At 73.0% G+C, this 25,002-nt stretch carries 22 protein-coding genes; 15 read left to right on the forward strand and 7 right to left on the reverse strand.

Annotation, left to right across the window (positions count from 1 at the left end; all coding sequences use genetic code 11):
* Positions 1 to 87: 87 nt before the first annotated feature.
* Both GA0074692_RS07210 and GA0074692_RS07215 read left to right on the forward strand, forming a co-directional pair.
* Positions 88 to 1,008 (forward strand): ABC transporter ATP-binding protein, encoded by a 921-nt coding sequence (locus GA0074692_RS07210; protein WP_091640644.1) that lies wholly within the window; start codon positions 88 to 90, stop codon positions 1,006 to 1,008.
* Positions 1,005 to 2,630 carry an ABC transporter permease gene (locus GA0074692_RS07215; protein ID WP_091640646.1) on the forward strand — a complete coding sequence of 542 codons (1,626 nt, stop codon included), beginning with the start codon at positions 1,005 to 1,007 and terminating at the stop codon, positions 2,628 to 2,630. The genes GA0074692_RS07210 and GA0074692_RS07215 overlap by 4 nt, the downstream gene beginning before the upstream one ends.
* A 96-nt stretch (positions 2,631 to 2,726) precedes the next feature.
* Here GA0074692_RS07215 and GA0074692_RS07220 read toward each other — a convergent pair whose 3' ends face one another.
* Both GA0074692_RS07220 and GA0074692_RS07225 read right to left on the reverse strand, forming a co-directional pair.
* Positions 2,727 to 3,458: an HD domain-containing protein gene (locus GA0074692_RS07220; RefSeq protein WP_091640649.1), complete on the reverse strand. Its 732-nt coding sequence runs from the start codon at positions 3,456 to 3,458 to the stop codon at positions 2,727 to 2,729.
* Positions 3,459 to 3,503: 45 nt separating this feature from the next.
* The gene (locus GA0074692_RS07225; RefSeq protein ID WP_141725189.1) at positions 3,504 to 6,812 is read right to left on the reverse strand and encodes a hypothetical protein; all 3,309 of its coding nucleotides are present in this window, start codon (positions 6,810 to 6,812) and stop codon (positions 3,504 to 3,506) included.
* Positions 6,813 to 7,176: 364 nt separating this feature from the next.
* On the opposite strand from GA0074692_RS07225, the gene GA0074692_RS07230 reads away from it, so the two are divergent.
* The 12 genes from GA0074692_RS07230 (at position 7,177) to GA0074692_RS07285 (ending at position 17,525) form a co-directional block, all read left to right on the forward strand.
* Complete coding sequence (locus tag GA0074692_RS07230; protein WP_245730211.1) at positions 7,177 to 7,806, forward strand: TetR/AcrR family transcriptional regulator; 630 nt, start codon at positions 7,177 to 7,179, stop codon at positions 7,804 to 7,806.
* A gap of 61 nt (positions 7,807 to 7,867) precedes the next feature.
* Positions 7,868 to 8,761 (forward strand): pentapeptide repeat-containing protein, encoded by an 894-nt coding sequence (locus GA0074692_RS07235; RefSeq protein ID WP_091640657.1) that lies wholly within the window; start codon positions 7,868 to 7,870, stop codon positions 8,759 to 8,761.
* A 184-nt stretch (positions 8,762 to 8,945) separates the two neighbouring features.
* A complete protein-coding gene (locus tag GA0074692_RS07240; protein ID WP_091640660.1) occupies positions 8,946 to 9,923 on the forward strand; it encodes a transporter substrate-binding domain-containing protein in 978 nt (325 codons plus the stop codon).
* Positions 9,920 to 11,086 (forward strand): CaiB/BaiF CoA transferase family protein, encoded by a 1,167-nt coding sequence (locus GA0074692_RS07245; protein ID WP_176738339.1) that lies wholly within the window; start codon positions 9,920 to 9,922, stop codon positions 11,084 to 11,086. Before GA0074692_RS07240 ends, GA0074692_RS07245 begins: the two co-directional genes overlap by 4 nt.
* Complete coding sequence (locus tag GA0074692_RS07250; RefSeq protein ID WP_091640665.1) at positions 11,083 to 11,844, forward strand: enoyl-CoA hydratase/isomerase family protein; 762 nt, start codon at positions 11,083 to 11,085, stop codon at positions 11,842 to 11,844. The genes GA0074692_RS07245 and GA0074692_RS07250 overlap by 4 nt, the downstream gene beginning before the upstream one ends.
* The gene (locus GA0074692_RS07255) at positions 11,841 to 12,977 is read left to right on the forward strand and encodes an aminotransferase class V-fold PLP-dependent enzyme (protein WP_091640667.1); all 1,137 of its coding nucleotides are present in this window, start codon (positions 11,841 to 11,843) and stop codon (positions 12,975 to 12,977) included. The genes GA0074692_RS07250 and GA0074692_RS07255 overlap by 4 nt, the downstream gene beginning before the upstream one ends.
* Positions 12,974 to 13,384: a PaaI family thioesterase gene (locus GA0074692_RS07260; protein WP_245730212.1), complete on the forward strand. Its 411-nt coding sequence runs from the start codon at positions 12,974 to 12,976 to the stop codon at positions 13,382 to 13,384. The genes GA0074692_RS07255 and GA0074692_RS07260 overlap by 4 nt, the downstream gene beginning before the upstream one ends.
* Positions 13,381 to 14,328, forward strand: a complete 948-nt coding sequence (locus tag GA0074692_RS07265; protein WP_091640673.1) for an amino acid ABC transporter permease — start codon at positions 13,381 to 13,383, stop codon at positions 14,326 to 14,328. The genes GA0074692_RS07260 and GA0074692_RS07265 overlap by 4 nt, the downstream gene beginning before the upstream one ends.
* Positions 14,325 to 15,122, forward strand: a complete 798-nt coding sequence (locus tag GA0074692_RS07270; protein WP_425413326.1) for an amino acid ABC transporter ATP-binding protein — start codon at positions 14,325 to 14,327, stop codon at positions 15,120 to 15,122. Before GA0074692_RS07265 ends, GA0074692_RS07270 begins: the two co-directional genes overlap by 4 nt.
* Positions 15,119 to 16,129: an ABC transporter substrate-binding protein gene (locus GA0074692_RS07275; protein WP_091640678.1), complete on the forward strand. Its 1,011-nt coding sequence runs from the start codon at positions 15,119 to 15,121 to the stop codon at positions 16,127 to 16,129. The genes GA0074692_RS07270 and GA0074692_RS07275 overlap by 4 nt, the downstream gene beginning before the upstream one ends.
* Positions 16,126 to 16,989, forward strand: coding sequence for an ABC transporter substrate-binding protein (locus tag GA0074692_RS07280; protein WP_176738340.1), 864 nt, complete (start codon positions 16,126 to 16,128; stop codon positions 16,987 to 16,989). Before GA0074692_RS07275 ends, GA0074692_RS07280 begins: the two co-directional genes overlap by 4 nt.
* Before the next feature lie 59 nt (positions 16,990 to 17,048).
* Positions 17,049 to 17,525 carry a MarR family winged helix-turn-helix transcriptional regulator gene (locus GA0074692_RS07285; protein ID WP_176738341.1) on the forward strand — a complete coding sequence of 159 codons (477 nt, stop codon included), beginning with the start codon at positions 17,049 to 17,051 and terminating at the stop codon, positions 17,523 to 17,525.
* Between the two features lie 93 nt (positions 17,526 to 17,618).
* On the opposite strand, the gene GA0074692_RS07290 is transcribed toward GA0074692_RS07285, so the two are convergent.
* Positions 17,619 to 18,362: an ABC transporter permease gene (locus GA0074692_RS07290; protein ID WP_091640686.1), complete on the reverse strand. Its 744-nt coding sequence runs from the start codon at positions 18,360 to 18,362 to the stop codon at positions 17,619 to 17,621.
* Between the two features lie 145 nt (positions 18,363 to 18,507).
* Between GA0074692_RS07290 and GA0074692_RS07295 the strand changes: the two genes are divergently transcribed.
* Entirely contained in the window at positions 18,508 to 19,716 is a 1,209-nt protein-coding gene (locus tag GA0074692_RS07295; protein ID WP_176738342.1) for an AI-2E family transporter, read from the forward strand.
* Positions 19,717 to 19,804: 88 nt separating this feature from the next.
* Here the strand turns inward: GA0074692_RS07295 and GA0074692_RS07300 are convergent, their stop codons facing one another.
* The 4 genes from GA0074692_RS07300 to GA0074692_RS07315 form a co-directional block, all read right to left on the reverse strand.
* A complete protein-coding gene (locus GA0074692_RS07300; protein WP_245730213.1) occupies positions 19,805 to 20,683 on the reverse strand; it encodes a peptidoglycan recognition protein family protein in 879 nt (292 codons plus the stop codon).
* A gap of 197 nt (positions 20,684 to 20,880) precedes the next feature.
* Positions 20,881 to 22,296 (reverse strand): FAD-binding oxidoreductase, encoded by a 1,416-nt coding sequence (locus GA0074692_RS07305; protein WP_091640691.1) that lies wholly within the window; start codon positions 22,294 to 22,296, stop codon positions 20,881 to 20,883.
* Complete coding sequence (locus GA0074692_RS07310) at positions 22,293 to 23,807, reverse strand: aldehyde dehydrogenase (NADP(+)) (RefSeq protein ID WP_091640694.1); 1,515 nt, start codon at positions 23,805 to 23,807, stop codon at positions 22,293 to 22,295. The genes GA0074692_RS07305 and GA0074692_RS07310 overlap by 4 nt, the downstream gene beginning before the upstream one ends.
* A gap of 23 nt (positions 23,808 to 23,830) precedes the next feature.
* Positions 23,831 to 24,994 carry an L-talarate/galactarate dehydratase gene (locus GA0074692_RS07315; RefSeq protein ID WP_091640696.1) on the reverse strand — a complete coding sequence of 388 codons (1,164 nt, stop codon included), beginning with the start codon at positions 24,992 to 24,994 and terminating at the stop codon, positions 23,831 to 23,833.
* Between the last annotated feature and the right edge of the window lie 8 nt (positions 24,995 to 25,002).

Below are 25,002 nucleotides of genomic sequence, written 5' to 3' on the forward strand. Positions count from 1 at the left end.
GACCGGTGTCCGGTGGCGGCGGGTGGTTACGCTGACCATCGGTCAGTACAGTGTGCACTGTTCGGTTTGTGAACGACAGGAGGCGTCATGGCCGTCATCTCGGTCAACGACCTGGTCAAGACCTTCGGCCGCACCCGGGCCCTGGACGGGCTCGACCTGCGCGTCGAGGCGGGGGAGGTGCATGGCTTCCTCGGTCCGAACGGCGCCGGCAAGTCCACCACCATCCGGGTCCTGCTCGGGCTGCTGCGGTGGGACTCCGGGGACGTACGACTGCTCGGCGGCGACCCGTGGCGGGACGCCGTCGCCCTGCACCGCCGGCTCGCGTACGTGCCCGGTGACGTCAACCTCTGGCCGAACCTCTCCGGCGGCGAGGCCATCGACCTGCTCGGCGCGCTGCGCGGCGGACTCGACCGGCGGCGGCGCGACGAGCTGCTCCAGCGGTTCGACCTCGACCCCACGAAGAAGTGCCGCACCTATTCCAAGGGCAACCGGCAGAAGGTGGCGATCGTCGCGGCGTTCGCCGCCGCCGCCGAGCTGTACGTGCTGGACGAGCCGACCTCCGGCCTGGACCCGCTGATGGAGGCGGTCTTCCAGGACGAGGTCCGGCGGATCAAGCGCGACGGCGGCACCGTGCTCCTCTCCAGTCACGTGCTCGCCGAGGTCGAGGCGCTCTGCGACCGGGTCAGCATCATCCGGGAGGGCCGCACCGTCGAGTCCGGCACCCTCGCCGAGCTGCGTCACCTCACCCGGCTGTCGGTCACCGTCGAGACCGCACGCCCGGTGACCGGGCTCGACCAGCTCGCCGGGACGCACGCGGTCGGTGAGGCCGACGGCCGGCTCCACCTGGAGGTCGACCCCGCGCACCTGGACGACCTGCTGGCCCACCTGGTCCGGTTCGGCGTACGGTCGCTGATCAGCGCGCCGCCCACTCTCGAGGAGCTGTTCCTGGCCCACTACGGCAGCCGGGTCACTCCCCGCACCGCGACCACCTCGGCGGGGCAGCGGTGAGCGCCCTCACCGGCACCGGCCACCTGGTCCGGCTGGTGCTGCGCAGAGACCGGATCAGGCTGGCGTTCTGGCTGGTCGGTACGCCACTGCTGACCGCCGCGCTGGCCGCCAGCGTCGCCGGCATCTACGCCGGGGAACGGGACCGGATCGGCTACGCCACGACCGCGGCGGCCAGCCTGGTCGCCCGCGCGTTCAACGGGCCGGTCGGCGGGCCGAGCCTGGGCTCGGTGGTGTTCGCCGAGTCGTACCTGACCCTCGCCGTCCTCACCGCGCTGCTGAGCACCTTCGCCGTGGTCCGGCACACCCGGCAGAACGAGGAGACCGGCCGCGCCGAGCTGCTCGGCGCCGCTGTGCTCGGCCGGTACGCCTCGCTCACCGCCGCCCTGCTGGTCACCGTCGCGGCCAACCTGCTCACCGCCGCGCTGGTCGCCCTCGCCCTGGTCGGCGCGGGCCTGCCGGCCGGCGGGTCGGTCGCCACCGCCGCCGCGGTCGCCACCGTCGGGATCTCCTTCGCGGCGGTCGCCGCGGTGACCGCCCAGCTCTCCGGCACCTCCCGGGGCGCGAACGCGCTCGCCGCGGCGGTCGTCGGGGTGGCGTTCGCGCTCCGCGCCGCCGGTGACGTGTTCGGCGACATCACGCCCGACGGACTGCGTGTGGTCAGCGCCTGGCCGGCGTGGCTCTCCCCGCTCGGCTGGGCGACCCAGATCCGCCCGTACGACCACGAGCGCTGGTGGGTGCTCCTCCTGCCCGCCGCGCTGCTGGCTGTGGCGGCGCTGGCCGCGTACCTGCTGACGAACCGGCGGGACCTCGGGGCCGGCCTGCTCGCCATCCGGCGCGGCCCGGCCGTGGCGCCCCGGGGCCTGCTCAGCCCGTTCGGCCTGGCCTGGCGGTTGCAACGCGCCGCCCTGCTCGGCTGGGCGGTCGGGGTCGCCGTGCTCGGCTTCGCCATGGGGCTCGCCGCCGACGAGGTTCAGAACATGATCGGGGAGAACGCCGCAGCGGCCGAGGCGATCGGTCAGCTCGGCGGCGGGGCGAACCTGGTCGACGCGTACCTGACCGCGATGCTCGGGATCTTCGCGCTGACCATCGGCGCGTACGTCGTCCAGTCGGTGCTGCGCACCCGCACCGAGGAGACCGACGGCACCCTGGAGGCGCTGCTGGCCACCCCCGTCGGCCGGCCCCGCTGGCTGGCCGGCCACCTGGCCACCACGGTGCTCGGCGCGACCGGCCTGATGGTCCTGGCCGGGGTCAGCACCGGAGCCGGGTACGCCACGGTCGCCGGCGACCCGGTCGGCCGGATCGGTGAGCTGACCGGCGCGGCCCTGGTCCGGGTGCCGGCGCTGCTGGTGCTGGCCGGGGTGGTGGTGCTGTTCTTCGGGCTGCTGCCCCGCGCGGCGGTGCCGCTGTCCTGGGCGACGTTGATCGTGTTCCTGCTGCTCGGGCAGCTCGGGGCGGTGCTGGAGCTGCCGCAGGTGATGCTCGACCTCTCGCCGTACACGCACGTGCCGGCGCTGCCGGCGACGGACCTGACGGTGTTGCCACTGGCCGTGCTGACCGGGATCGCGGTGCTGCTGCTCGCCGCCGGCCTGGCCGGGTTCCGCCGCCGCGACCTCACCGGCTGACCCGGAGGGTCGCCGAGCTGGCCCGGACCGAGCCGGGGATCGAGGGCTCACCGGCCGACCAGGCCCTGCCGGAGACCTCTCCGGCAGGGCCGTCGGTCAGTGGGTGTGGGCCGGGTCGTCGAGGATCGCCCGGAACCGTTCCTCGGCCAGGTCGAGCTGGGCGAAGATGTGCTCCTTGACCTCGGGCGTGAGCGGGGTGTCCGGCCGGGCGACCAACTCCCGCAGTACCGGCACCAGCGGCCGGTACTTGCGGGCCGACGAGGTCACCTTCGGCCCGACGGTGTGGATCACCCCGACGCCGTTGTCGGTGAAGTCGGAGATCTTGATGACCCGCGCCCACGGGTCCCGGTCGAGGCTGGCCGCGACGTGTTCCCGGTACTGGACGTGCCGGTCGCGGTCCGGGTCCCAGGCCGGGTTGGTGACCGCCGCGACGAGCTGGGCGACCCGGGGGCCGAACCGATCGGCGAGCGCGGCGAGCGCGGCCGGCACCGGGTCCGCGGCCTCGGGGAGGTCCCCGGCCAGCTCGACCGGGTGGTCCTCCACCGCGTCGTGCAGCAGACCCGCGACGATCACGTCGACGTCACGGACCTGGTAGTGGTGCATCAGCCGGATCGCCACCCGCAACAGGTGGTTCAGGTACGGCTCGCGTACCCGCCGGTCGTCGCGGTGCAGGTCGGCGGCGAGGTCGAGGGCCTCGGTCAGGCGTCGCCGCGCGTCGGCGTCGAACGCGCCGATCTCCAGCCGGAAGCGGGCCAGCAGGCCGGGCTCCCCGTGGATCTCCGTGATCGCGTGCATCGGCATCGTGCCCAGGTACGAGGGGAAATCCATGGATCACTTATAGCGGATCACTGGCGGTACACACCGTCCAGACCGTCAGCGGCGCCACTCCGGTAGCTGCCGTTGGGACATGTGCCGCCAGAACTGACGTAGCTGCGAGCGGGACACGTTCTGCCAGGGCGCCCGCGCGCTGAGCAGGTACCACGGTGAGGTGAGGTCCGCCTGCCGCGCACAGAAGTTCTGGTCCAGCTCGTGCGGCTGCGGTTCACCTTCGGCCGGCAGGGGGCAGAGCCGGAACGGGCAGTCGTCCAGACAGGTGGCCCCCGGAGAGCAGGACTCCGAGGTCGCCAACGTGCGGTCGGGGCGCAGTGGGCGGCGGTCGTTGGTCAGGCAGGGCGGCAGATCGGCGCGGTCCGCGCGGGTCAGCCGGTCCTCCCGGTCGATGAGCAGGTCCCCCCGGTCGGCGAGGTTCAGCAGCAGCATGACGTCGGCCAGCAGGCGCTGGGCGTGCGGGGTGAGGACACTCCAGCCGCTCGAGTCGGGAATCCACAGGGACTGTTCCCGGCGGACCTCCGCCACCTTGCTGCTCGATCCGACCCGGCTGGAGGTCTCCCGTTCGTCGACCCAGCAGTACCGTTCCGGACGGCGGCTGAGCAGGGCGCGCACGCAGAGTCGACCGGCCTCCGTCAGGAAGGGGTGCGTCCGACCCGGCGTCCGTCCCCGCACCGCCTGGCCGGCGATCCGCAACCAGTGCCGCACCAGGCCGTACGGGTTCGCGCCGGGTTCCCGGCGGGGCAGCGGCTCGGCCGGGTCGAATGGCAGGGAGAAGAGCGTGAGCGCCTGGAGCAGCACCAGTTGGCTGTACCAGAATCGGGAGTGGGCCAATGCCCGCTCCGCCTTCTCGACGAGGAAGCTGCGGTGGGACGGGGTGCGACCGACCAGGGGACGGCGGATGTTCGCGGCCAGCCGGAAACCCTGGGCCAACGCGATTTCCGAGGTGATCGGGACATGGCTCTCCGGGCGAGCGGGGTGGTACGCCTCCAGTGCGCGTAGCCACTCCCGCAGATCGCCTCCCACCTGCGTGATCTCCGTGGTCGGCCCGAGCGGAGTCTCGTCGGTGTCCTGGTGGGCGGACTGGTAGAGCAACGGCAGAATCCAGCCCCGCAACTGCTGCTCCCAGTACGCGAGATGTTCCGCCCGGCGGTCGGCGGTGGCACTGCGCCCCATCTCACGGGGCCCGACGCCGCCCACCTCGCGCAGGCAACGCACCGCCGTCCGGCCACCCAGGCCGATCTCCCGGGCCGCGGCGAGCCGGACCCGGTACGAGCCCTCCCGGCTGGCCAGTCGGAAGAAGGCAGCGTAGTCGGGTTCGAGATCGACGTCGTCGGCCCGGCCACCCCGTTCCGGCCGGGGCGTCCGTGACCGGTCGACGATCAGTCGCGCGGCGTCCCCGATCCGGCGGACGAGCTGGAGCCTGGCCTGGTTGGCCGGCCGGTTGGGAACGTACCCCGCGCCAGTACCCTCCCACCGTTCTTCGATCTCCCGGACCAGGTCGGCGTGCACCGGCCGGCGGGCACTGGTGTCGATCTCCACTGCCGTGGCGTACAACTCGAAGCGCCAGCAGAGGTCCTGCTCCGAGTTCGCCTTCTCCCGCAGGTGCCGCACCAGCCGGGCGACCGGCTCCTGGCGCTGGGTGATCGGGAGACGCTCGGTCAGGGGCGGTCGTTCGCTCCGCCCGGCGGCCAGGTGTCGGGAGAGAAGGGTCAACGCGATCAGCGCCTCCGGGTTGCGTCGTGACGTGATCAGGCGGCCCAGCAACCGGTCCAGCAGTTTCGGGTCGGTGAGGTACCGCATGCCCAGGTATGCCTGGACGACGCCGTGCAGGAACTGGGCCTCGGTCCGGCGGACGTCCACGATCGACCACTCCGCGCCTTCGACGAAGGCGTGCGTGATGTGGTCCAGGGCGTTGGACCGGATGCGGTCGCCGAGTCGGTCGTGCAGCGTCTCCAGGATCGCCCACTGCTCTGCGCAGTGGTACCGCGTCATGTCCTGGTATTCGAGGTGGCTGGTCCCGCGTACCAGGGCGAGGCACGCGAAGGCGGACAGCACCTCCAGGGTGGCTGCCCGGTCGTCGCGGCCCCGGCTGACGTCCCGTTTGAGGGTGCCGTCGAGCAGGGCGGCCCGCCAGGCGTCGAGCAACCGCCACCGGGCTTCGTACCGGTCCATGGGCCGTACCACCCCGCCGGTCTCGGTCCGGGACAACTGCGGCAACCGGTCGCACCGGTGCAGGGCGCGGATGACGGTCAGGAAGAACGGGGAGTCGGTCACGTCCGCTGCCTTGACCAGCGCGGCGATCCCCGCCCAGGAGGAGCGCATCACCTCCGCCGTGCCGTCGAGCCCGTGCTCCAGAGCGGCTCCCTCGCCGAGCGGCTCCAACCCGACCAGGATCGCCCGCATGCCACGTAACGGGTCGTACGGGCGGGAGGTCACGATCAGCGGTAGCCGTGCCTCGGCGGCCTGGCTGATCGCCTCCCGCAGGACGTTCTCCTCGCTCTGTTCCTCGTCCCGTCCGAACGGCTCGTGCAGTCCGTCGGCGAGTACCGCGATCCGGTTGCTCATCCGCAGGTGCCGCCAGATCCGCATTCCGGAACCGTCGCTGAACAGCTTGGCGTCCACCAGTTCCTGGAACCGCTGTCTGGCGAGTTCCTCGAAGGCGAGTTCTGCGGCGAGCCGGGCGTCGCGCATCCGCACCGGCACCGGCACGATTCCGCGGCGCGCGAGCTGTCGGGTCAACTCGACGACGATGGCGGTCTTCCCGGTGCCCACCCCACCGACGAGCACGACAGGGCAGCGCACCTGCGGGTCCCGGATCCGTTCGATGAGCACCTCGCAGAGCTCGTCGCGGCCGACGACCCGGTCGACGCTGGGGTCGGCGGTCGCCACCAGAGCGGTGGCCGACGCCTGGGCCCGCTGGTTGTACCAGCGGTGGACTCGTCGCTTGTTCAGCACGTAGAACAGGGCCAGACCGAGCGCGGCGGCGACGAGCGGCTGGAAGAACCGGGTGAGAGTGGTGCAGGGCGCCCGCCGTTCCCCGGCGCAGGGAGTCCAGAGGGTCGGCAGGCGCTCGCTGAGCCACCGGCGTCCCTCGGCCGGAAAGAGCAGTTGGTAGAGGGGGTCGAGGACCTGGACGACGAGGCAGACGGCGACGACGAGCATGACGATCGCGGCCAGCGCGCTCCACCAGCGGTGCCGGGGCCACCTGCGGGAGCGGGTCGGCAGACCGTCGGCGCGGACGCGCTGCCAGTGCTGCTCCTCGCTACTGACCCGGGTTTCTACCGTGCGGGCCAGCTTCGCCAACGAGATCCGTGGACTCCACAGGCGCCGGCGCCAGAGCGGACCGCGCATGCCCCGTACCCCCGTCAGTCGCGGCGAGCGGCTGGTGAGATCTCGTCACGTACCAGTCAGGGTGAGGGTAGCGCCGGCCAACCCGACTCTTGGTATGGAATGGCGGAAACAGCACCAGCCCGGACATCGGCCGGGCATCGGGTTGGCCGGGTTCCGTCCGGCAGGCATCGGTCTGACGCCGGCCACCGCCGCCCGGTCCCCTCCGCCGGGCGGTGGTGGCCGGCGGGTCACACCGGCGCGGGGCAGGCCGAACGCTGCGGCGAGGTCCCCGATGCCACCACCGCGTGCCGCCCGCCCATACCCCCGCCCTTCTACAGGTGTAGAAGTTCATACTACGGCGACGAACGACCGGTGGGGGAGCAGGGTGGCAAGTCGGGCAAAACGGGTGGAGCTGCTGGCGGACGCGGCCATCGGGTTGATCGCCGAACAGGGAATGCGGGGGCTGACGCACCGCGCGGTCGACGCCCGCGCCGAGGTGCCGACCGGCACCACCTCGGCGTACCTGCGGACCCGCCGGGCCCTGGTGGAGGCGGTGGTGGAGCGCCTCATCGACTTGAGCCGCACCGACCTCGACGCCGGCCTGCTGCCGGTCGGCCCGCCGCCCGCCGGCCCGCTGCCCCCGCTCACCCCGGCCGACCTCGACCGGCTCGCCGCCGGCATCGCCACCGTGCTCGACACCTGGCTCACCACCGGCCGCGCCCGGGTCCTGGCCCGGTACGCCTGTCAGCTGGAGGCGACCCACCACCACGAGCTGCGCCGGATCCTCGTGCACGGCACGCCCCTGCGGGAGCAGGCCAGAGGTCTGCTCGCCCGGGCCGGGGCCACCGACCCACACCGGCAGGGCGACCAGTTCGTCGCCTTCGTCGACGGGCTGCTCTTCGACCGCCTGGTCGGCTCGGGCAGCCTGAGCGCACCGACCCCGGGCACCGAGGCGAACCGGGCCGACCTGCGCGACGCCATCCGGATCCTGCTGCGCGCGCTGACTGGCCGCTGACCGGCGGGGCCGCGCCCGGCGCTCGGACTAGGCTTGCCGCGTGCCCGGAGAGAGGAACTCGATGTCCGCGCCCCAGCCCGCCGACCTGCGGGCCGACTGCGGCCGCTGCTTCGGGATCTGCTGCGTGGTGCCGGCCTTCGCCGCCTCGGCGGACTTCGCCATCGACAAGCCGGCCGGTACGCCGTGCCCGAACCTCGGTGACGACTTCCGCTGCGGCATCCACGACCGACTCCGCGAACGGGGCTTTCCCGGCTGCACGGTCTTCGACTGCTTCGGGGCGGGGCAGCAGGTCGCCCAGGTCACCTTCGGCGGCCGGGACTGGCGTGGCCATCCCGAGCTGGTCGAGCCGATGCGGGCGGTCTTCCCGGTCATGCGGGCCCTGCACGAGCTGCTCTGGTACGTCACCGAGGCGGCCGCGCTGCGTCCCGGCGCGCCGCTGGACGAGGAACTGAACCGGGCCGGGGACGCGCTACGGGCCCTGACCCGGGGCAGCCCGGACGAGCTGCGTGCGCTGGACGTGGACGCGCTGCGTGGCGAGGTCAACCCGGTGCTGTCCCGCGCCGCCGAGCGGGTCCGGTCCCGGGACGGCCGGGCCGGGCTCGACCGCCGGGGAGCGGACCTCGTCGGGGCCGACCTGCGCCGGGTGGACCTGCGGGCGGCGAACCTGCGGGGGGCGTACCTGATCGGCGCGGACCTGCGCGACGCGGACCTGCACCTGGCCGACCTGACCGGGGCCGACCTACGTGGTGCCGACCTGCGTGGCGCGGATCTGCGCGGAGCGCTCTTCCTCACCCGCGCCCAGCTCGACGCCGCCCGGGGCGACCACCGCACGAGGGTGTCGGCGTCGGTCGGTCGTCCGGCGCACTGGTCGCTGCCGGTGACGCCGGTGCCCCGGCGGACCGGGCCCGGCCCGGCCGGCGTGGCGTCCGGCCGGCGGCGGGACCGGCGCGGCTGACGACACCGGCACCGGTGCGGGGCGCCAGACACGTCACACCAGGGCTGTGAGCTGCGTCTCCGCTAATTTCCTATTGACCCTATAGGAAAAGCAGCCTACGGTGGCGGTCGTGGTTGAGTATCAAGGCGCTTGATGTCGCCGGTCGCCACGCTTCCGTTCTCGCCCCAGTGAGAGAGACCGCCCCATGCGCTCCTACCCCCTCACGGCGCCGGCGCTCCGCCGGCTGGCCGCCGGATTCGCCGCTGCCGCCCTGATCGGACTGACCGCCTGCACCCCCGGCGCCGCCGAACCCGCGGCCGGCACGAGCGAGTCCCCGAGCGGAGTGACCGACCTCTCCGCCCAAGCCCAACTGAAGCCCACCTTCACCGCCGACGAGACGCTGCGGGCGCTGCTCCCCGAGCGTCTGCGCAGTTCCGGGGTGGTGCGTACCGCCACCAGCGTCGGACTGCCGCCGATCAACTTTCCGGGTGGGTCCTCCACCGAGGTGAAGGGCCTCAACGCCGACCTGGTGGCGGCGGTCGAGCAACTGCTCGGGGTCCGGTTCCAGTCGGAGAACTACCCGAGCACCGCGGCCCAGCTCCTGGCCCTGGACTCCAAGCGGATCGACCTGACCACGTCCACCAACGGCGACACCAAGGCCCGACAGGAGAAGTACGACTTCGTCGACATCCTGCTCTCCCGCAACGTGCTGATGGTCAAGGTGGGCAACCCGGCCGGCCTCACCTCCGCCGCCGACGTGTGCGGTCGGCGGTTCGGCGAGGTCAAGGGCTCGTTCTCGGTGCTGCCGACCCTGCGGGACGTGTGCCAGAAGGCGGGCCGTCCGGAGCCGGAGGTGTCCAGCTTCGAGGACATCCCCTCCATGCAGTTGGCGCTGGCCTCGGGACGGATCGACACGTACGTGGGCAGCGACTTCAACGTGGTCTGGGACAAGTCCCAGGGCAAGGCGGTCGACTCGGTCGCGCTGCCGGAGGCGGGCACGCTGGTGCTCGGCTGGACCGTACGCAAGGGCGACGAGGGGCTACGCGACGCCGTCCTGGGCGCGTTGCGGAAGCTGCACGAGGACGGCTACTACGCCGAGGCGTTCGACCGCTGGGGCCTGTCGTCCAACCGGCTCGACCCCGGCGTGAACATCGGTGCGCAGGGCACGGGGTTCAACGGGTGAGCACCGACCTGTCCGGCCCGCTCGCGGGCCACCGGATCATCGACTTCACCCGACTGATCGCCGGCCCGTGCGCCGGGGACCTGCTCGCCGCGATGGGCGCCGACGTGATCAAGGTGGAGGACGTCACCGGCGACCCCATGCGCAACGCGCGGTCGCGGCGCGTCGCCCGGGGCCTGACCGCGCCGTCGTTCGCGGCCTACAACGTCCACAAGCGTTCGGTGGCGCTCGACCTGAAGGACCCCGCCGGGCATGCGGCGGCGCTGCGGCTGTGCGACGGAGCCGACGCCGTGCTGTCGTCGTTCCGCCCCGGGGTGCTGGAGCGCCTCGGACTCGGCGCGGACGTGCTGCGCGCCCGTAATCCCCGGCTGGTGGTGGCACGGCTGTCGGCGTTCGGCGAGTCGGGCCCGGACCGGGACCGGGGCGGGGTCGACATCGTGATGCAGGCCGAGTCGGGACTCATGGCGGTCACCGGGGAGGCGGACGGGCCACCCGTCAAGACGGGGGTGCCCATCATCGACGCGGCCTCGGGGTACGTGCTCGCGCTCGGGGTGGTCAGCGCCCTGCTCGGCCGGGAACGGGGTGGCCACCTGCGGGAGGTGACGGTGTCGATGCTCGACGTCGCGGTCCACCTGCAGGCCCAGCCGTTGGCCGAGTACCTGGACTCGCGGCAGGAGCCGGAACGGGTCGGTAATCAGGCCCCCTACGCCGCCCCGGCAGACGTGTTCCCGGCAGCCGACGGCGCGTTGGTCCTCTCGGCCCACCTACCCCAGCACTGGACCCGCCTCTGCGAACTCCTCGACCGCCGCGAGTGGATCGACGACCCGCGTTTCCACGACGTCGGCGCGCGGGTGGCGAACCGGGAGGCCCTCTCGGCGGCGCTCGCCGAGGTGCTCCGGACCCGGCCGGTCGGGTACTGGCTGGACCTGTTCGCCGCCGCTGGGCTGACCGCCGGCCGCATCCGCACCTACCGGGAGGTCGTCGGCGACGGCACCTCCGCGTTCGTGGTGGACGCGCGGGATGTCGACAGCAGCCCGATCCAGGTGGTCCGTCCGCCGCTGCGCTTCCCGGGCTGGGCGGACGACCTGCTGCCCCGCCAGATCCCGCGTACCGGCGAGCACACCGGCGAGGTCCTCGGCCACACCACCAAGGAGGCTGTGGCATGACCGCCGACGAAGCCACGGTGCTGCACCGGCAGGATCTCGACGGCGGCGTCGTGGTGCTGGAGATGGCCCGTCCGCACCGGCTCAACGCGATCTCGCGACAACTGGCCACGGCACTCGTCGACGCCCTCGACGGACTGGCGACGGAGCAGGCGGCCCGGGTGGTGGTGCTCGCCGGCGCGGGAGACCGCGCCTTCGGCGCCGGCATCGACATCCGGGAACTGGCGGCCCAGACCCCACCGGAGCGGGACGTCCAGCAACGGACCATGGTGCGCCTGCAACGGACGTTGAGCGACTACCCGCGGCCGACGGTGGCCGTCGTCCACGGCATCGCGGCCGGCGCGTCGTTGCAGCTCGCGTTGCACTGTGACCTGCTGCTGGTCGGACCGGAGGCGCGGCTGGGCATGCCGGAACTCGGTGCCGGGCTGCCGGGGCTGCTGGGCGGTTGGCTGCTGCACACCCGGGGCGGCCCGCAACTGGCGGCGGACCTGCTGCTCGGCGGACGCTGGCTGTCCGGACCGGAAGCGGTCGCCGCCGGCCTGGCCGCCCGTCTCGTGCCGCTCGGCGAGGAACGCGCCACCGCCGTCGACGTCGCCCGGCAGATCGCCGGATACCAGCCGGACGCGCTCGCCGCCACGCACGCCTGGCTGCGCCGGCTGCGGATCGGCGGCGCGGCCCCGTCGTTCGCGGAGGCGATCGACGCGGCCGGCGAGGTCCTGCACGCGGCGAACCGCCGGCACCCGGGGGAGCGACCACGATGAGCGGGTACGACGACCCTTCCGACGGTCACCCCGCGAGCGGAACCCTCGACCTGGTCGCGGTCCGCGCCGACCTGCCCGCCGTGGACCGCCTGGTCTACCTCAACACGGGCACCGCCGGTCCGCTGCCGACGCCGGTCCGGGACGCGATGGTCACCGCGCTGGACGCCGACCTCACCCTGGGGCGGGCCTCGGGGCGGCGGTTCGCCCGCTTCGCCGAACACCTCGCCGAGACCCGCGACCTGCTGGCCCGGCTCGTGGGCGCCGACGCCGACGAGATCGTGCCGACCACCGGCACCACCGACGGGGTCACCCGCGTCCTGGCGGCGCAGCCCTGGGCGGCCGGGGACCGGGTCCTGGTCACCGTGCTCGAGCACCCGGACGTGCTGCGGGCGGTACGGGACGTCGCCGGCCGCCACCATGCGACCGTCGTGGTGGTGCCCGGCGCGACGCCCGAGGAGATCGGGGCGAACCTGAGCCGGGAACTGGCCGGCGGGGCGCGGCTGGTCGTCGTCTCGCATGTCACCTACGGCGCTGGGCTCGTGCTCCCGGTACCGGAGATCGTGGCGGCGGCCCGGCGACACCGGGCAGCGGTCCTCGTCGACGGGGCGCAGGCCGTCGGGGCGATCCGGGTCGACGTCCGCGTGCTCGGCGCCGACTACTACGCCTTCCCCGGACAGAAGTGGCTGCTCGGCCCGGAGGGTGTCGGCGCGCTGGTCGTCGCCCACGGCAGCGCCGGATTGCCGGCCGCCGCGTTCGGTCCGGGTATGCCGTCGCCGGTGCTCTGGGAGGGTCTGCGGGCCGCGCTGGGGTGGCGGGAGCGGCACGGTACGCAGCGCTTCCCGGCCGCCGTCGTCGCGGGCGCCGCCGAGCTGCGGCGGGAGCTGGCCGGGATTCCGCAGGTCGAGGTGCTGGGCCTGGGTGCCGAAGCCGGACTGGTGACCATCCGGCTGCCGGACGTCGACGCGGCACGGGTGGTGGCCGCGTTGGGCGCCCGGCGGATCGCCACCCGCGAGATCGCCGAGACCGACGGCGTGCGGCTGTCCCACGGCCCGTTCACCACCGCCCAGGAGCGGCGGCTCGTGGTCGACGCCGTCGCGGAACTGGCCCGAGAACGAGGAACGGAGACGTGGTGAGTCCAGCACAGGTCGGAGCCGAACCGCTGCTGCGGGACCGGCTCGGCATCGAAGTGCTGTCGGCGAGTCCGGACCGGGTCACCACCCGGATGCCGGTCGAGGGCAACCGGCAGCCCGCCGGGCTCCTGGCCGGCGGCGCGTCGTGCATGCTGGCCGAGTCGACCGCGTCCCTGGGCGCGAGCCTGCACGCCGCCGACCTGGGCGGAACCGCCGTGGGGCTGGAACTCAACGCCACCCATCACCGGGCGGTCCGCGACGGGCATGTCACCGCGGTCGCCGTCGCGCTGCGCCGTGGCCGGCGGGTGGCGAGCTACGAGGTGGTCATCACCGACGACACGGGAACGCTCGTCTGCACGGCTCGGGTCACCTGCCTGGTCACCGTGGCCCCGAACGGGGGTACGGCATGAGCGCCGTCGACGTCTCCCTCGACCGCGGGCCCGGCCCCACTGTGGACGGTCCCCGCGCCGACACCCCGGTGTTGACCGGCCGGCCGCATCCGTGGCGCTGGGTGGCCGGGCTGGTCGCGTTGGCGCTCTTCGGCGCCGGGGTGCACTCGCTGGCCCGCAACCCCGCCATGGACTGGCACGTCGCCGGGGAGTACTTCCTGTCCGAGCAGGTGCTGCGCGGGTTGTGGCTGACGCTGTGGCTCACCGCGGCCGTGACCGGGCTGGGCTTTCTCGGTGGCATCGTGGTGGCCGCGATGCGGCTGTCCAGCAATCCGGTGCTGGCCGCGATCGGCTGGGCGTACGTGTGGTTCTTCCGGTCCGTGCCGGTGCTGGTGCAACTGCTGTTCTGGTTCAACATCGGCTACCTGTACCCGACGCTGTCGCTCGGCGTGCCCGGCGGGCCGACCCTCTTCTCCGCGAACTCCACCGAACTGGTCAGCGCCACCACCGCGGCGATGCTCGGACTCACCCTGCACGAGGCCGCGCACGCCGGCGAGATCGTCCGGGGCGGCATCCTCGCCGTGGACCACGGGCAGCTCGAGGCCGGGGTGGCGCTCGGCCTGCGCCGGTCACGGATCTTCCGCCGGGTGGTGCTCCCGCAGGCGATGCGCAGCATCGTGCCGGCCACCGGCAACCTGCTCATCGGCACGCTGAAGGGCACCTCGATGGTCAGCGTGATCGCCGTGAACGATCTCCTGTACTCCGTCCAGTACATCTACAACCGTACCTACGAGGTCGTTCCGCTGCTGGCCGTGGCCACCGCCTGGTACCTGGTGGTGACCTCGCTGCTGTCGGTGGCGCAGTACTACGTGGAACGCCACTTCGCGCGGGGCGCGCAGCGCAGTCTGCCACCGACGCCGCTGCGCCGCCTGTCCGCCCTCCTGCCCCTCTGGAGGAAGTCGTGACGCAACGTCCCATGGTCCGGGTGGTCGACCTGCACAAGAGCTACGGCGGGAACCGCGTCCTGCGCGGCGTGGACCTCGACGTCGCCCGCGGCGAGGTGCTCTGTCTGATCGGCGCCTCCGGCTCTGGCAAGAGCACCCTGCTGCGCTGCGTGAACCATCTGGAGGCACCCGACGCGGGATTCGTGGAGGTCGACGGCGAACTCGTCGGCTACCGCGGGCACGGACGTCAGCTCCGGGCCCTGCCCGAGCGGCGTATCCGCCACCAGCGCGCCCAGATCGGCATGGTGTTCCAGAGCTTCAACCTGTTCCCCAACCTCACCGCCCTGGACAACGTCGTCGAGGCCCCGGTCGCGGTCCGTGGTCTGTCCCACAGACAGGCCACGGCGGAGGCGCGCGACCTGCTGGCGCAGGTCGGACTCGCCGGCCGCGAGGACAGCTACCCGCGCCAGCTCTCCGGCGGGCAGCAACAGCGAGTCGCGATCGCGCGGGCGCTGGCGATGCGCCCGAAGGTCATGCTCTTCGACGAGCCGACCAGCGCGCTCGACCCGGAACTCGTCGCCGAGGTGCTCGAGGCCATCCAGCGGCTGGCCCAGCAGGGCATGACCATGCTCATCGTCACCCACGAGCTGGGGTTCGCCCGGGCCGTCGCCGACCGGGTCGCCTTCGTCGACGACGGGCGGATCGTCGAACTCGGGCCGGCCCGGTCGGTGCTCGACGCGCCCCGCCACGACCGTACCCGCAGCTTCCTGAGCCGACTGGCCCGTTCGGCGGCGGATGGGGAGGAACTCCGTTGACCGACGAACCGACCACCGTCTGGTACACCCGGTGCCCGGTCCCCACCGCCTCCGGCGTGGCGATCGACGTCGGACACCTGACCGCGGCGGGGCTGACCGTCGCGCCGCTGCACCGCTCCGGGGCCACCGAGGCGCACTTCGACCACCGGCTGCCGGCGCTGTTCCGGGAGGGCGGGAACGTCCCCGCGCTCTGGGCCCGGTCCCGCGGCGAGCGCACCCGCCTGATCGGGCTCACCTGGGTGCCGGAAATGCAAACCGTGGTGACCCGCCGGGACAGCGGCATCCACGAGCCCGGGGACCTGGTGGGGCGCCGGCTCGTCCTGCCCACCCACGGCGGGGAGCGGGTGGACTTCTTCCGCGCCATGGCGCTGCGCGGATTCGACGCCGCCCTCCGCCTGACCGGACGGAGTCTGCGTGACGTACGGCTCGTCGACGCGCCCGCGCCGCTTCCGCGTACCACCGACGTCGGCGCCGAGGGCTTCTACGGGGCCACCGTGGCCGCGCTGCGCGCCGGCCTCGGTGACGTGGCGTACGTCAAGGGCGCACCCGGCGCCGACGTGCTGGCCGACGCTGACCTGCGGGTGGTCGTCGACCTGTCCGCCGTCCCGGACCCCCGGGCGCAGGTCAACAACGGCACCCCCCGCACGCTGACCGTCAGCGAGGAACTCCTGCTCCGGCATCCGGAGACGGTGGCCCGGTACGTCGCCGCCCTGCGCGACGCGGCTCGCTGGGCGGCCGCGAACCCGGAGCGGACCGCGCGAATCGTCGCCGCCGAGACCGGGTCCACCCTCGACGCCGTCCGCCGGGCGTACGGCGCCGACCTGGCGCGCTCGTTGACGCCCGAACTTCGTCCCGAGTGGATCGATCACCTTGAGGAGCAGAAACGGTTCCTGCTCCGGCACGGGGTGGTCGCCCGCGACTTCTCGATCGCCGACTGGATCGACGCCGGGCCGCTGGCCGGCTCGGACCGACACCTCAGCCCGCACACCACGGAGGCCACCTCGTGAGCATCACCATCGGCACCCATCCCAACAACCTCGCCACCTGGATCCTCGGTCACGTCGAGGAACTCCAGGAGCCGCTGCGCCGGGTCGCCGGGGAGGTGCGGTTCGTCCGCTACGACGACGGACGCCGCACCACCGGTCTGCTCGTCGAGGGTGCCATCGACGTGGGCGCGACGGGTACCACCCCGCCGATCGTCGCCCAGGCCGAGCAGCTCGACGTCGTCTACCTGGCGGTCTCTGAGCCGCACCCGGACCCCGGGGGCATCGTGGTGCCCCGGGAGTCGCCGATCCGCACCCTGGCGGACCTGCGCGGGCGGAGCATCGCCTTCACTGTGGGCTCCTGGCAGACGCACGCGCTCGCGGTCGCTGTCGACCGGGCCGGTCTGGCCTGGGACGACGTGACCGTCGTCGACGTCCCGGCCACTGCGCAGGGCCGGGACTTCCTGGGGGCCGGTACCGACAGTTGGCTCGTCGTCGATCCCGCCTACCGTCAGCTCGCCGATCTCACCGAGGTCCGGGTCGTCGCCGCCACCGAGGAACTCGTTCGGAACCGGTCGGTGTTCTTCGGTAACGGTGCCTGGGTACGGGACCATCCCGCCGAGGCCACCGCCTTCGTGGACGCGGTGGTCGCGGCCGAGGAGTGGGGGGCGACCCACCTCGACGAGGTCGCCGAACTCCTCTCCCGCAGCAGTCGGGGCGGTACCGCGCAGGTGTGGGGTCCGGCCCTGACCGGTCGACACTGGGGCGTCCACGCGGTGGACGAGGAGTTCCTCGCCGAGCAGCAGCACGCCGCCGATCTGCTGTACCGCTTCGGGGTGACTCCACAGGCGATCGTCGTCGTGGCGGCGGTGGCGGCGCGATGAGCGGGCGGCGGGGCGCGGGCCGGCGTCCGCCCCGCGTCCTGCCGCTGTACCCTGCCAGCGTGTCGCAGGCCGATCCCGTGCAACCCGACGACAACGCCCCGCCACCGGGTCTCCGGCTGCTGTACGCCATCGGTCGCCTGGACCGGGGCATCACCCGGGAGCTGCAACAGGGCCTGAAACCGCTCGGCCTCTCCCCGCATCAGTACGCCACCCTGACCGTGCTGCGCGCCCGCAGTGGACTGAGCAACGCCCAGCTCGCCCGTCGTGCCTACGTCACCCCGCAGGCCATGATCCAGGTGCTCTCCTCCCTGCACGCCGACGGCCTGATCAGCCGCAGCCCGTCCGGCGACAACCAGCGGGTCCTCGAGATCAGCCTGACCGCCCGGGGACGTGAGGTCGTCGAACGCTGCGACCGCATCGCCGACGAGATCGAGGACCGGATGCTCGACGGCGTTCCGCCGGGCGAACGCCGGGCACTGCTGGATGCCGTCCGTGCCTGCGTCCAGCGGATCAACGCCGGACTGCCGGGCGGTTGAGGTCGCCCGACCGGCAGTGCTCTCAGCCGCCGGGCCTTCCGTGGCCGCCCCCGCGTGCCGGCGTACGGCTGCCGCGTCGACCAGCGTCGGCGGTCAGGCCGGCCGGAGCTGGTCTCGGGCGACCAACTCCATCGTGACGACCACGGCGACCGCCTCCACCGCCAGCAGGCCGATCAGGACGAACAACTGCGTGACGCCGGCGGTGAGCGGATCGGCGCCGCCCAGCAGCACCCCGACGAACGCCCCCGGCAGGGTCACCAGCCCCACCGTGCGGGTCTGGTCCAGGGCCGGGACCAGCGCCTGCCCGGCCGCCGGGCGGCACACCAGCAGCGTCGCGTCCCGGGGCAGCAGGCCCAGCGCGAGCCCGGCCTCCACCTCGCCCCGGCGGCTGGTCAGCTCGTCGAGGGCGCGGCGGCCGGCCAGCGAGGTGGCGGTCATCGCCCCGCCGATCAGGATGCCGGCCACCGGGACGACCGCGATGCCGCGTGCAGGGAGCAGGCCGGACGCGAGCAGCGCCGCCACCACCGGCAGGCTCCCAGCCCCGATGGGCAGCGCGGCCCACCAGGCCCACCGGCCGCCGGTGATCCGCCGGCCGGAGGTGGCCGCCGCCACCGCCCACATGAGCAGGACGAAACCGGCCGTCGCGGCGGCCGACTCGACGATGACGACGATGAGTAGGGACACCGCCGTCAGTTGGAGTGCGGCGCGACCGGCGGCCACGACGATCTGCCGGCCGTGGCCGAGCCGGCCCAGCGTCACCACGACCGCCGCGACGGCGGTCAGCACCACCAGCGCGACCACCAGCTTCGGCCCGGTCACCAGCATCGTCGCCGTCATGTGCCCTTGCCTACCCGATGCCGGCCCCGATGCCCACGCCACCGACGCCGCGACGGTCGCAGTGCCCGACGAGGGGCGAACCGCCGTCGGCGTGGTTGCCCGTCCCGACTAGGGTTCGGCAGGGCGACACACGGCGGAGGCAGACGTGACCCAGGCAGACGACGACGCGCGGGAGTTGGCGACGGCCACCCCGACGGCAGTACCCGCACCGATCCGACCACCCGGGCGTGGCTGGCTGGTCCGGGCCGCGATCCGGCGCGTGGCGATCGTCGCGGGACAACTGCTCGTCATCGCCGCCGCGCTGGTCGGCATCGGCTACCTGCTGGGCCGGCTCTGGGTCATCCTGTTCCCGGTGGTGCTCGGCCTGCTGCTCACCACGGTGCTCTGGCCGTCCGTACGGTTCCTGCGGGCCCACCGGTGGCCGCCGGCGCTGGCCGCGGCGACGGTTCTGCTGACCTTTCTCGCCCTGCTGGTGGCGCTCGGCCTGCTCATGGTGCCGCCGGTGGTCGGCCAGATCGGCGACCTCACCGACCAGGCGACGGCCGGGCTCGAGCAGGTCCGCCGGTGGCTCACCGGACCGCCGCTCAACCTCGGCGAGGACCAGATCGGCGAGACGATCGACAACGTCTTCAACGCATTGCAGTCCAACGCCCAGAATATCGCCGGCTACGTGCTGACCTGGGCCACCTCCGTGGGGTCCGGGGTGGTCAACGCCGTGCTGGCCCTGGTGCTGTGCTTCTTCTTCCTCAAGGACGGCCCACGCTGGGTGCCGTGGCTGGCGGCGCAGACCGGCCCCCGCGCCGGGGTGCACGTCGCGCAGTTGTCCGAGCGGAGCTGGCGGGCGCTGTCGGAGTTCATCCGGCAGCAGGCCCTGGTCGGCTTCATCGACGCCTTCTTCATCGGCATCGGCCTGTGGGTCTTCGGGGTGCCGCTGGTGCTGCCGCTGGCGGTGCTCACCTTCTTCGCCGCCTTCGTGCCCATCATCGGGGCGTTCGTGGCGGGGGCGTTCGCCGTGCTCGTCGCGCTGGTCCACGACGGTCCGACCACCGCGTTGATCATCCTCGCCATCGTGGTGGCGGTGCAGCAGGTGGAGGGCAACGTGCTGCAACCGCTCCTGCAGGGGCGCGGCCTGAGCCTGCACCCGGCGGTGGTCATCCTCGCCGTGGCCGCCGGCAGCAGCCTCGCCGGGATCACCGGCGCCTTCCTCGCGGTGCCGGTCGCGGCGCTCGTCGCGGTGGCCTACCGGTACGCCCGCGACCACCTCGACAGCAAACGCCCGGCGGACCCGGAGCCGGAGACCCGCGAATTGGAGACCCGTGAACCGGAAGGCGCGCCGGCCGCCCCGGCGGAGTGACGGTGCGGTGGCCGCCTGAGGCGTGCCGCACGGGACAGCGGCCATCCGGCCCGCGTACGGCGGCGGACCGGATGGCCGAGGTCGGGGTCTAGCAGCGCGGCACGTTCGGGATGTAACCGCTGTACCCGGTGTTCACGTACGCGTCGGAGATGTAGCGGTTGGTGCCGATCCGGTTCCAGATCGTGGAGGTGCCGTAGGGGCCGGTGACCGAGGTGCCGGTGGCCTGGCAGTAGACGCTGACGCTGGAGCCACCGCTCACGGAGCCGACGACGGCGTAACCGGTGCCGGGGCCGGAGCGCACGTTGAGCACGGCGGTGCCGCTGTGCACGGTCCCGGAACCGATGCCGGTGACGCCGTTGACCAACTGCATGTAGTAGGTCCAGTTCCAGTGCGGGCCGGGGTCGGTGTGGGTGGCTCCGGGAACCTCCTTGTGCGCGATGATGTTGCTGCGGGTCTTGGGGATGCCGTACTTGTTGGCGAGGTTCCGGGTGAGCGCGGCGGACGCCCGGTACATGGCGTCGGTGAACCACGCCGGGTTGTCGACCCAGCCCTCGTGTTCGATGCCGATCGACTGGGTGTTGTAGGTCCAGTTGCCGGCGTGCCAGGCGATGTCCTTCTCCCGGACGGACTGGGTGACCGCGCCGTCCGAGGAGCGGAACGTGTAGTGTGCGCTGACCTGGGAGGCCGGGTTCTGGAACCAGCTGATGGAGCCGGCGTACGAGCCCTGGGTCACGTGGATGACGACGTGGGTGATGCGTTGGCTGGTGGGCCGGCTGGCCACGGTGTAGTTGCTCGGGCTGGCCGGCACCCAGGCCGCCGGCCCGTAGTCGGTGCTGAGGATGACGTTGCCCGTCCCGGGGTCCGAGGACGGGTCGGGCGCCGCCTGGGCGGCCGGGGCCGCGCCGAGGACGGCGGCCTGGAGGACGACCAGGGCCAGGGATACGCTCGCCCATCGCTGGAGTCGCATCGGATCTCCCATCGGCAAAGTTCGATGAATATCGATGTGGTGACGATAGGGCCAGATATTGAAGTTTGTCTACGGGTTCGGCGCTGGTCGTGAAGGTTTCCCCCGGCGCCGGCGGTGGCCGGGGACCTCCCGCCCCGGCACGGCCTGGACGCCGGCTGCGGCGTCCACGCCCGTCGGCGTGGCTGACCGGGGCGAAGTCACCCCGGCAATATCTTGCCGGGGTTCATCAGCCCGTGTGGGTCGAACACCTGCTTCAGCCCGCGCATCAGCTGCAGATCCAGGCTGTCCTTGTAGTCGGCGAGGCTTTCCCGCTTCGACTGCCCGATCCCGTGCTCGGCGCTGATGCTGCCGCCGAACCCGTACGTCGAGTCGTAGATGACCCGGGCGAGGTCAGCGGCTCGCACGCGGAACTCCGCGTCGTCACCGCCCACCGGCTTGCTGAGGTTGTAGTGCAGGTTGCCGTCGCCGACGTGGCCGTACGTGACGATCCGGATGCCCGGAAGAGCCTCGCTGAGCGCCCGGTCGGTGCCGGCCACGAACGCCGCGATGCGACTGACCGGCACCGTGACGTCGTGCTTCAGGCTGGGGCCCTCGTGGTTCTGCGCCTCCGAGATGCCTTCGCGCAGCGCCCACAGGGCGGTGGCCTGCGCCGGGCTGGCGGCGACGACCGCGTCCACCACCAGGTCCCGCTCGAACGCCTCGCCCAGTGCCGACTCGAGCACCGCGTCGAGACCGGCGAGCGGCAACGAATCGCACAGCTCCACCAGCGCGTACCAGGGGTGGCGCTCGTCGAACGGGTCGCGCGCGCCCGTCGCGTGGCGGAGCACGAACTCCACGCTCTGCCGGGACATGACCTCGAAGCCGGTCAGCCGGTCGCCGGCCAGGTCCCGGAGGACGCCGATCAGGTCGACCGCCGCCTGTGGGGACGGCAACGCCAGCCACGCCGTCGCGCGGCTCCGTACGGCGGGGAAGAGCTTCAGCACGGCGGCGGTGATGACCCCCAGCGTGCCCTCCGCGCCGATGAACAGCTGCTTCAGGTCGTACCCGGTGTTGTCCTTGCGCAGCCCGCGCAGCCCGTGCCAGATCCGCCCGTCGGGGAGCACGACCTCCAGCCCCAGGGTCAGGTCGCGCATCGTGCCGTAGCGGAGCACGGCGGTCCCGCCGGCGTTGGTCGCGAGGTTGCCGCCGATAGTGCAGCTTCCCTCGGCGCCCAGGGACAGCGGGAAGAGCTGGCCGGCGGCCGCCGCGGCCTCCTGCACCGTCCGCAGGACCGTCCCGGCCTCCACCGTGATGGTCTGGTTGGCGAGGTCGAGGTCGCGGATGCGTCGCAGGCGGGTCAGGGAGAGCACCACCTGACGGCCGGACGAGTCCGGGACCGCACCGCCGCAGAGGCCGGTGTTGCCGCCCTGAGGCACCACCGCGACGCCGGCCCCGTGGCAGAGCGCGACGACGCGGGCCACCTCGTCGGTGTCGCCCGGCCGCACGACCGCCGCGGCCGTTCCCCGGTACGCGTTGCGCCAGTCGGTGAGATAGCCGGCCATCCCGTCCCGGTCGCCGATCACGCCGTGCGGACCGACCACCTGCCGAAGCCGGCCGATGAGATCTGCGGTCAACGGGGCAGCTCCAGGACGCCGTCGACGCGCCGCGGGATGCCGCGGTAGTCGTCGGTGAGTTCCTGCGGGAGCAGGTCGACGGGTGCCCCCTGCCAGGTGACCGGGCGCAGGAACCGCCGAATCGCGGTGGTGCCGACGGACGTGTGCTGCGAGTTGGTCGACGGCCACGGCCCGCCGTGGTGCTGGGCCCAGGAGACGGCGACACCCGTGGGGTAGGCGTCGTAGATCAGTCGGCCGGCCCGTGGGCGTAGCTGCGCGGAGACGGCGAGCGGCAGCTCGGTCTCGTCCCGGCCCCGCAGCACGGTCCCGGTCAGCGACGAGGGCATCGCGTCCAGCGCCGCGAGCAGTTCGGCCGCACCGTGGTAGCGGGCCACGATCGACACCGGCCCGAAGCACTCCTCGGTGACCTGCTCCGGCAGGTCCCGGGCCGAGGTCGTCAGCAGCAGCGGCGCGACCCGGAAGCCGTTCTCCTCCGGTTCCGCACCGTGGGCCAGCACCTCGACGCCCGGGGCGTCCGCGAGGCCCCCGGAGACGCGGTCGTACGCGGTGGCGATGCCCTCGTTGAGCAGCACCGGAGCCTGGGTTCCGCGTACCGCCTCGGTCATGGCCTCGACCACCGTGTCACCGTCGGCGCCGCTCGGCACGAACACCAGGCCGGGCTTGGTGCAGAACTGGCCGCCGCCGAGGGTGAAGGAGCCGACGAGTTCGGCGCCGATCGCGGGCCCGCGCTCCACGGCGGCCTGTGGTGTGACGACGACCGGGTTGAGGCTGCTGAGCTCGCCGAAGAACGGCACCGGGTCGGGGCGCTGCTCGATGATCCGGAGCAGGGCGCGTCCGCCGGTGACCGAGCCGGTGAAGCCCACGGCCCGGACCGCCGGATGCGCGACGAGGTCGGCGCCGCCCTGGACGCCGTGCACGAGGCCCAGCGTTCCTGCCGGAGCGCCGGCCTTGTCCGCCGCCGCGGCGAGGATGTCGAAGACCAGCTGCGACGTCGCCGGGTGCGACCCGTGCGCCTTGACGACGACCGGGCAGCCGGCCGCCAGCGCCGAGGCGGTGTCGCCGCCGGGCACGGAGAAGGCCAGCGGGAAGTTGCTGGCGCCGAACACCGCCACCGGGCCGATCGGGAGGAGCATCCGGCGCAGGTCGGGTCGGGGCCCCATCGGGGTGTCCCCGGCGTGGTCGATGGTCGCCTCGAGGTAGCTGCCCTCGTCGAGGACCTCGGCGAACAGGCGTAGCTGGTAGCAGGTGCGGGTGAGCTCGCCGTTGAGCCGTACCTGTCCGAGCGCCGTCTCGCGGTCGGCGACCCCGACGACGTCCTCCCGCCGGTCCTCCAGCGCGTCGGCGAGGGCGCGCAGCAGCGCCGCCCGTCCGGCCCGGCCGAGCGCTTCCAGACCGGGGGTCGCGGCGAGCGCCGCCGCGCAGAGCCGGTCCACCTCCGCGGTGGTGGTCTCCTGGGCGACGACCTCGACGGCCTGGCCGGTCCGGGGGTCGATGCTGACGACGTCGGGCATGGGGACTACCTCCAGGGTGTGGTTCAGCGGGACGCGTCGACGTGGACGCGATCGACGGTCCAGGCGCGGGCCTGCTCGCTGAGCGTGATGCCCAGTCCGGGGCGGCCCGAGAGGTACATGCGACCTCCGTGGGTCTCCAGACGCTCGTTGAACAGCGGGTGCAGCCAGTCGAAGTGCTCCACCCAGGGCTCGTGCGGGTAGGCGGCCGCCAGGTGCACGTGGATCTCCATCGCGAAGTGCGGCGCCAGTTGCAGGTTGCTGTGGTCCGCCAGCGTGGCGAGCTTGAGGAACTGGGTGATGCCGCCGATGCGGGGCGCGTCCGGCTGGAGGATGTCCACCGCACCGGTCCGGATCAGCTCGTAGTGCTCGGCGACGCTGGTCAGCATCTCGCCGGTGGCGATCGCGGTGTCCAGCGACCGGGCGAGCTGTGCGTGTCCCTCGGCGTCGTAGGCGTCCAGCGGTTCCTCGATCCAGACGAGGCCGAACTCCTCGAGCGCGCGGCCGACCCGCATGGCGGTCGGCCGGTCCCACTGCTGGTTCGCGTCGACCATCAGCGGGACGGCGTCGCCGATGTGTTCGCGGAGGGCGCGGACCCGCCGCAGGTCCTCCGCCGAGTCCGGCTGTCCGACCTTGATCTTGATGCCGCCGACCCCCGACTCCAGGGTGCGGGTCGCGTTCTCCATGACCTGCGCGATCGACTCGTGCAGGAAGCCACCGGAGGTGTTGTAGCAGCGCACCGAGTCGCGGTGCGCGCCGAGCAGCTTCGCCAGCGGCAGCCCGGCGCGCTTCGCCTTCAGGTCCCACAACGCCACGTCGATCGCGGCGAGCGCCTGGGTGGCGGCACCGCTGCGCCCGACTGAGGCACCCGACCAGACGAGCTTGGTCCACAACCGGCCGATGTCGCTGGGATCCTCCCCGATCAGGTCCGGTGCCACCTCCCGGGCGTGCGCGAACTGCGCCGGCCCACCGGCCCGCTTCGAGTAACCGAAGCCGACTCCCTCGAATCCCGCCTCGGTACGGACCTCGGCGAAGAGGAACGCCACTTCCGTCATCGGCCGCTGCCGGCCGGTGAGCACCTTCGCGTCGCTGATCCCGGTGGGCAGCGGCAGGGTGATCGACGAGAGGGTCACCGACTCGATCCGGTCGAGGACGGCGGGGGCCGCGACGGGCACGCTGGTGGTGGTCATGGCTCTCT

The organism is Micromonospora pallida (assembly GCF_900090325.1).
In the GTDB taxonomy this organism is placed as follows: Bacteria; Actinomycetota; Actinomycetes; order Mycobacteriales; family Micromonosporaceae; genus Micromonospora; species Micromonospora pallida.

What these genes read in the sequence shown, in the direction of transcription:
- GA0074692_RS07265 (WP_091640673.1), top strand. Translation starts at nt 13,381, where the DNA reads ATGAGCGCCGTCGACGTCTCCCTCGACCGCGGGCCCGGCCCCACTGTG.
- GA0074692_RS07250 (WP_091640665.1), top strand. Translation starts at nt 11,083, where the DNA reads ATGACCGCCGACGAAGCCACGGTGCTGCACCGGCAGGATCTCGACGGC.
- GA0074692_RS07225 (WP_141725189.1), bottom strand. Translation starts at nt 6,812, where the DNA reads ATGCGCGGTCCGCTCTGGCGCCGGCGCCTGTGGAGTCCACGGATCTCG.
- GA0074692_RS07255 (WP_091640667.1), top strand. Translation starts at nt 11,841, where the DNA reads ATGAGCGGGTACGACGACCCTTCCGACGGTCACCCCGCGAGCGGAACC.
- GA0074692_RS07300 (WP_245730213.1), bottom strand. Translation starts at nt 20,683, where the DNA reads ATGCGACTCCAGCGATGGGCGAGCGTATCCCTGGCCCTGGTCGTCCTC.
- GA0074692_RS07290 (WP_091640686.1), bottom strand. Translation starts at nt 18,362, where the DNA reads ATGACGGCGACGATGCTGGTGACCGGGCCGAAGCTGGTGGTCGCGCTG.
- GA0074692_RS07210 (WP_091640644.1), top strand. Translation starts at nt 88, where the DNA reads ATGGCCGTCATCTCGGTCAACGACCTGGTCAAGACCTTCGGCCGCACC.
- GA0074692_RS07235 (WP_091640657.1), top strand. Translation starts at nt 7,868, where the DNA reads ATGTCCGCGCCCCAGCCCGCCGACCTGCGGGCCGACTGCGGCCGCTGC.
- GA0074692_RS07310 (WP_091640694.1), bottom strand. Translation starts at nt 23,807, where the DNA reads ATGCCCGACGTCGTCAGCATCGACCCCCGGACCGGCCAGGCCGTCGAG.
- GA0074692_RS07315 (WP_091640696.1), bottom strand. Translation starts at nt 24,994, where the DNA reads ATGACCACCACCAGCGTGCCCGTCGCGGCCCCCGCCGTCCTCGACCGG.
- GA0074692_RS07220 (WP_091640649.1), bottom strand. Translation starts at nt 3,458, where the DNA reads ATGGATTTCCCCTCGTACCTGGGCACGATGCCGATGCACGCGATCACG.
- GA0074692_RS07240 (WP_091640660.1), top strand. Translation starts at nt 8,946, where the DNA reads ATGCGCTCCTACCCCCTCACGGCGCCGGCGCTCCGCCGGCTGGCCGCC.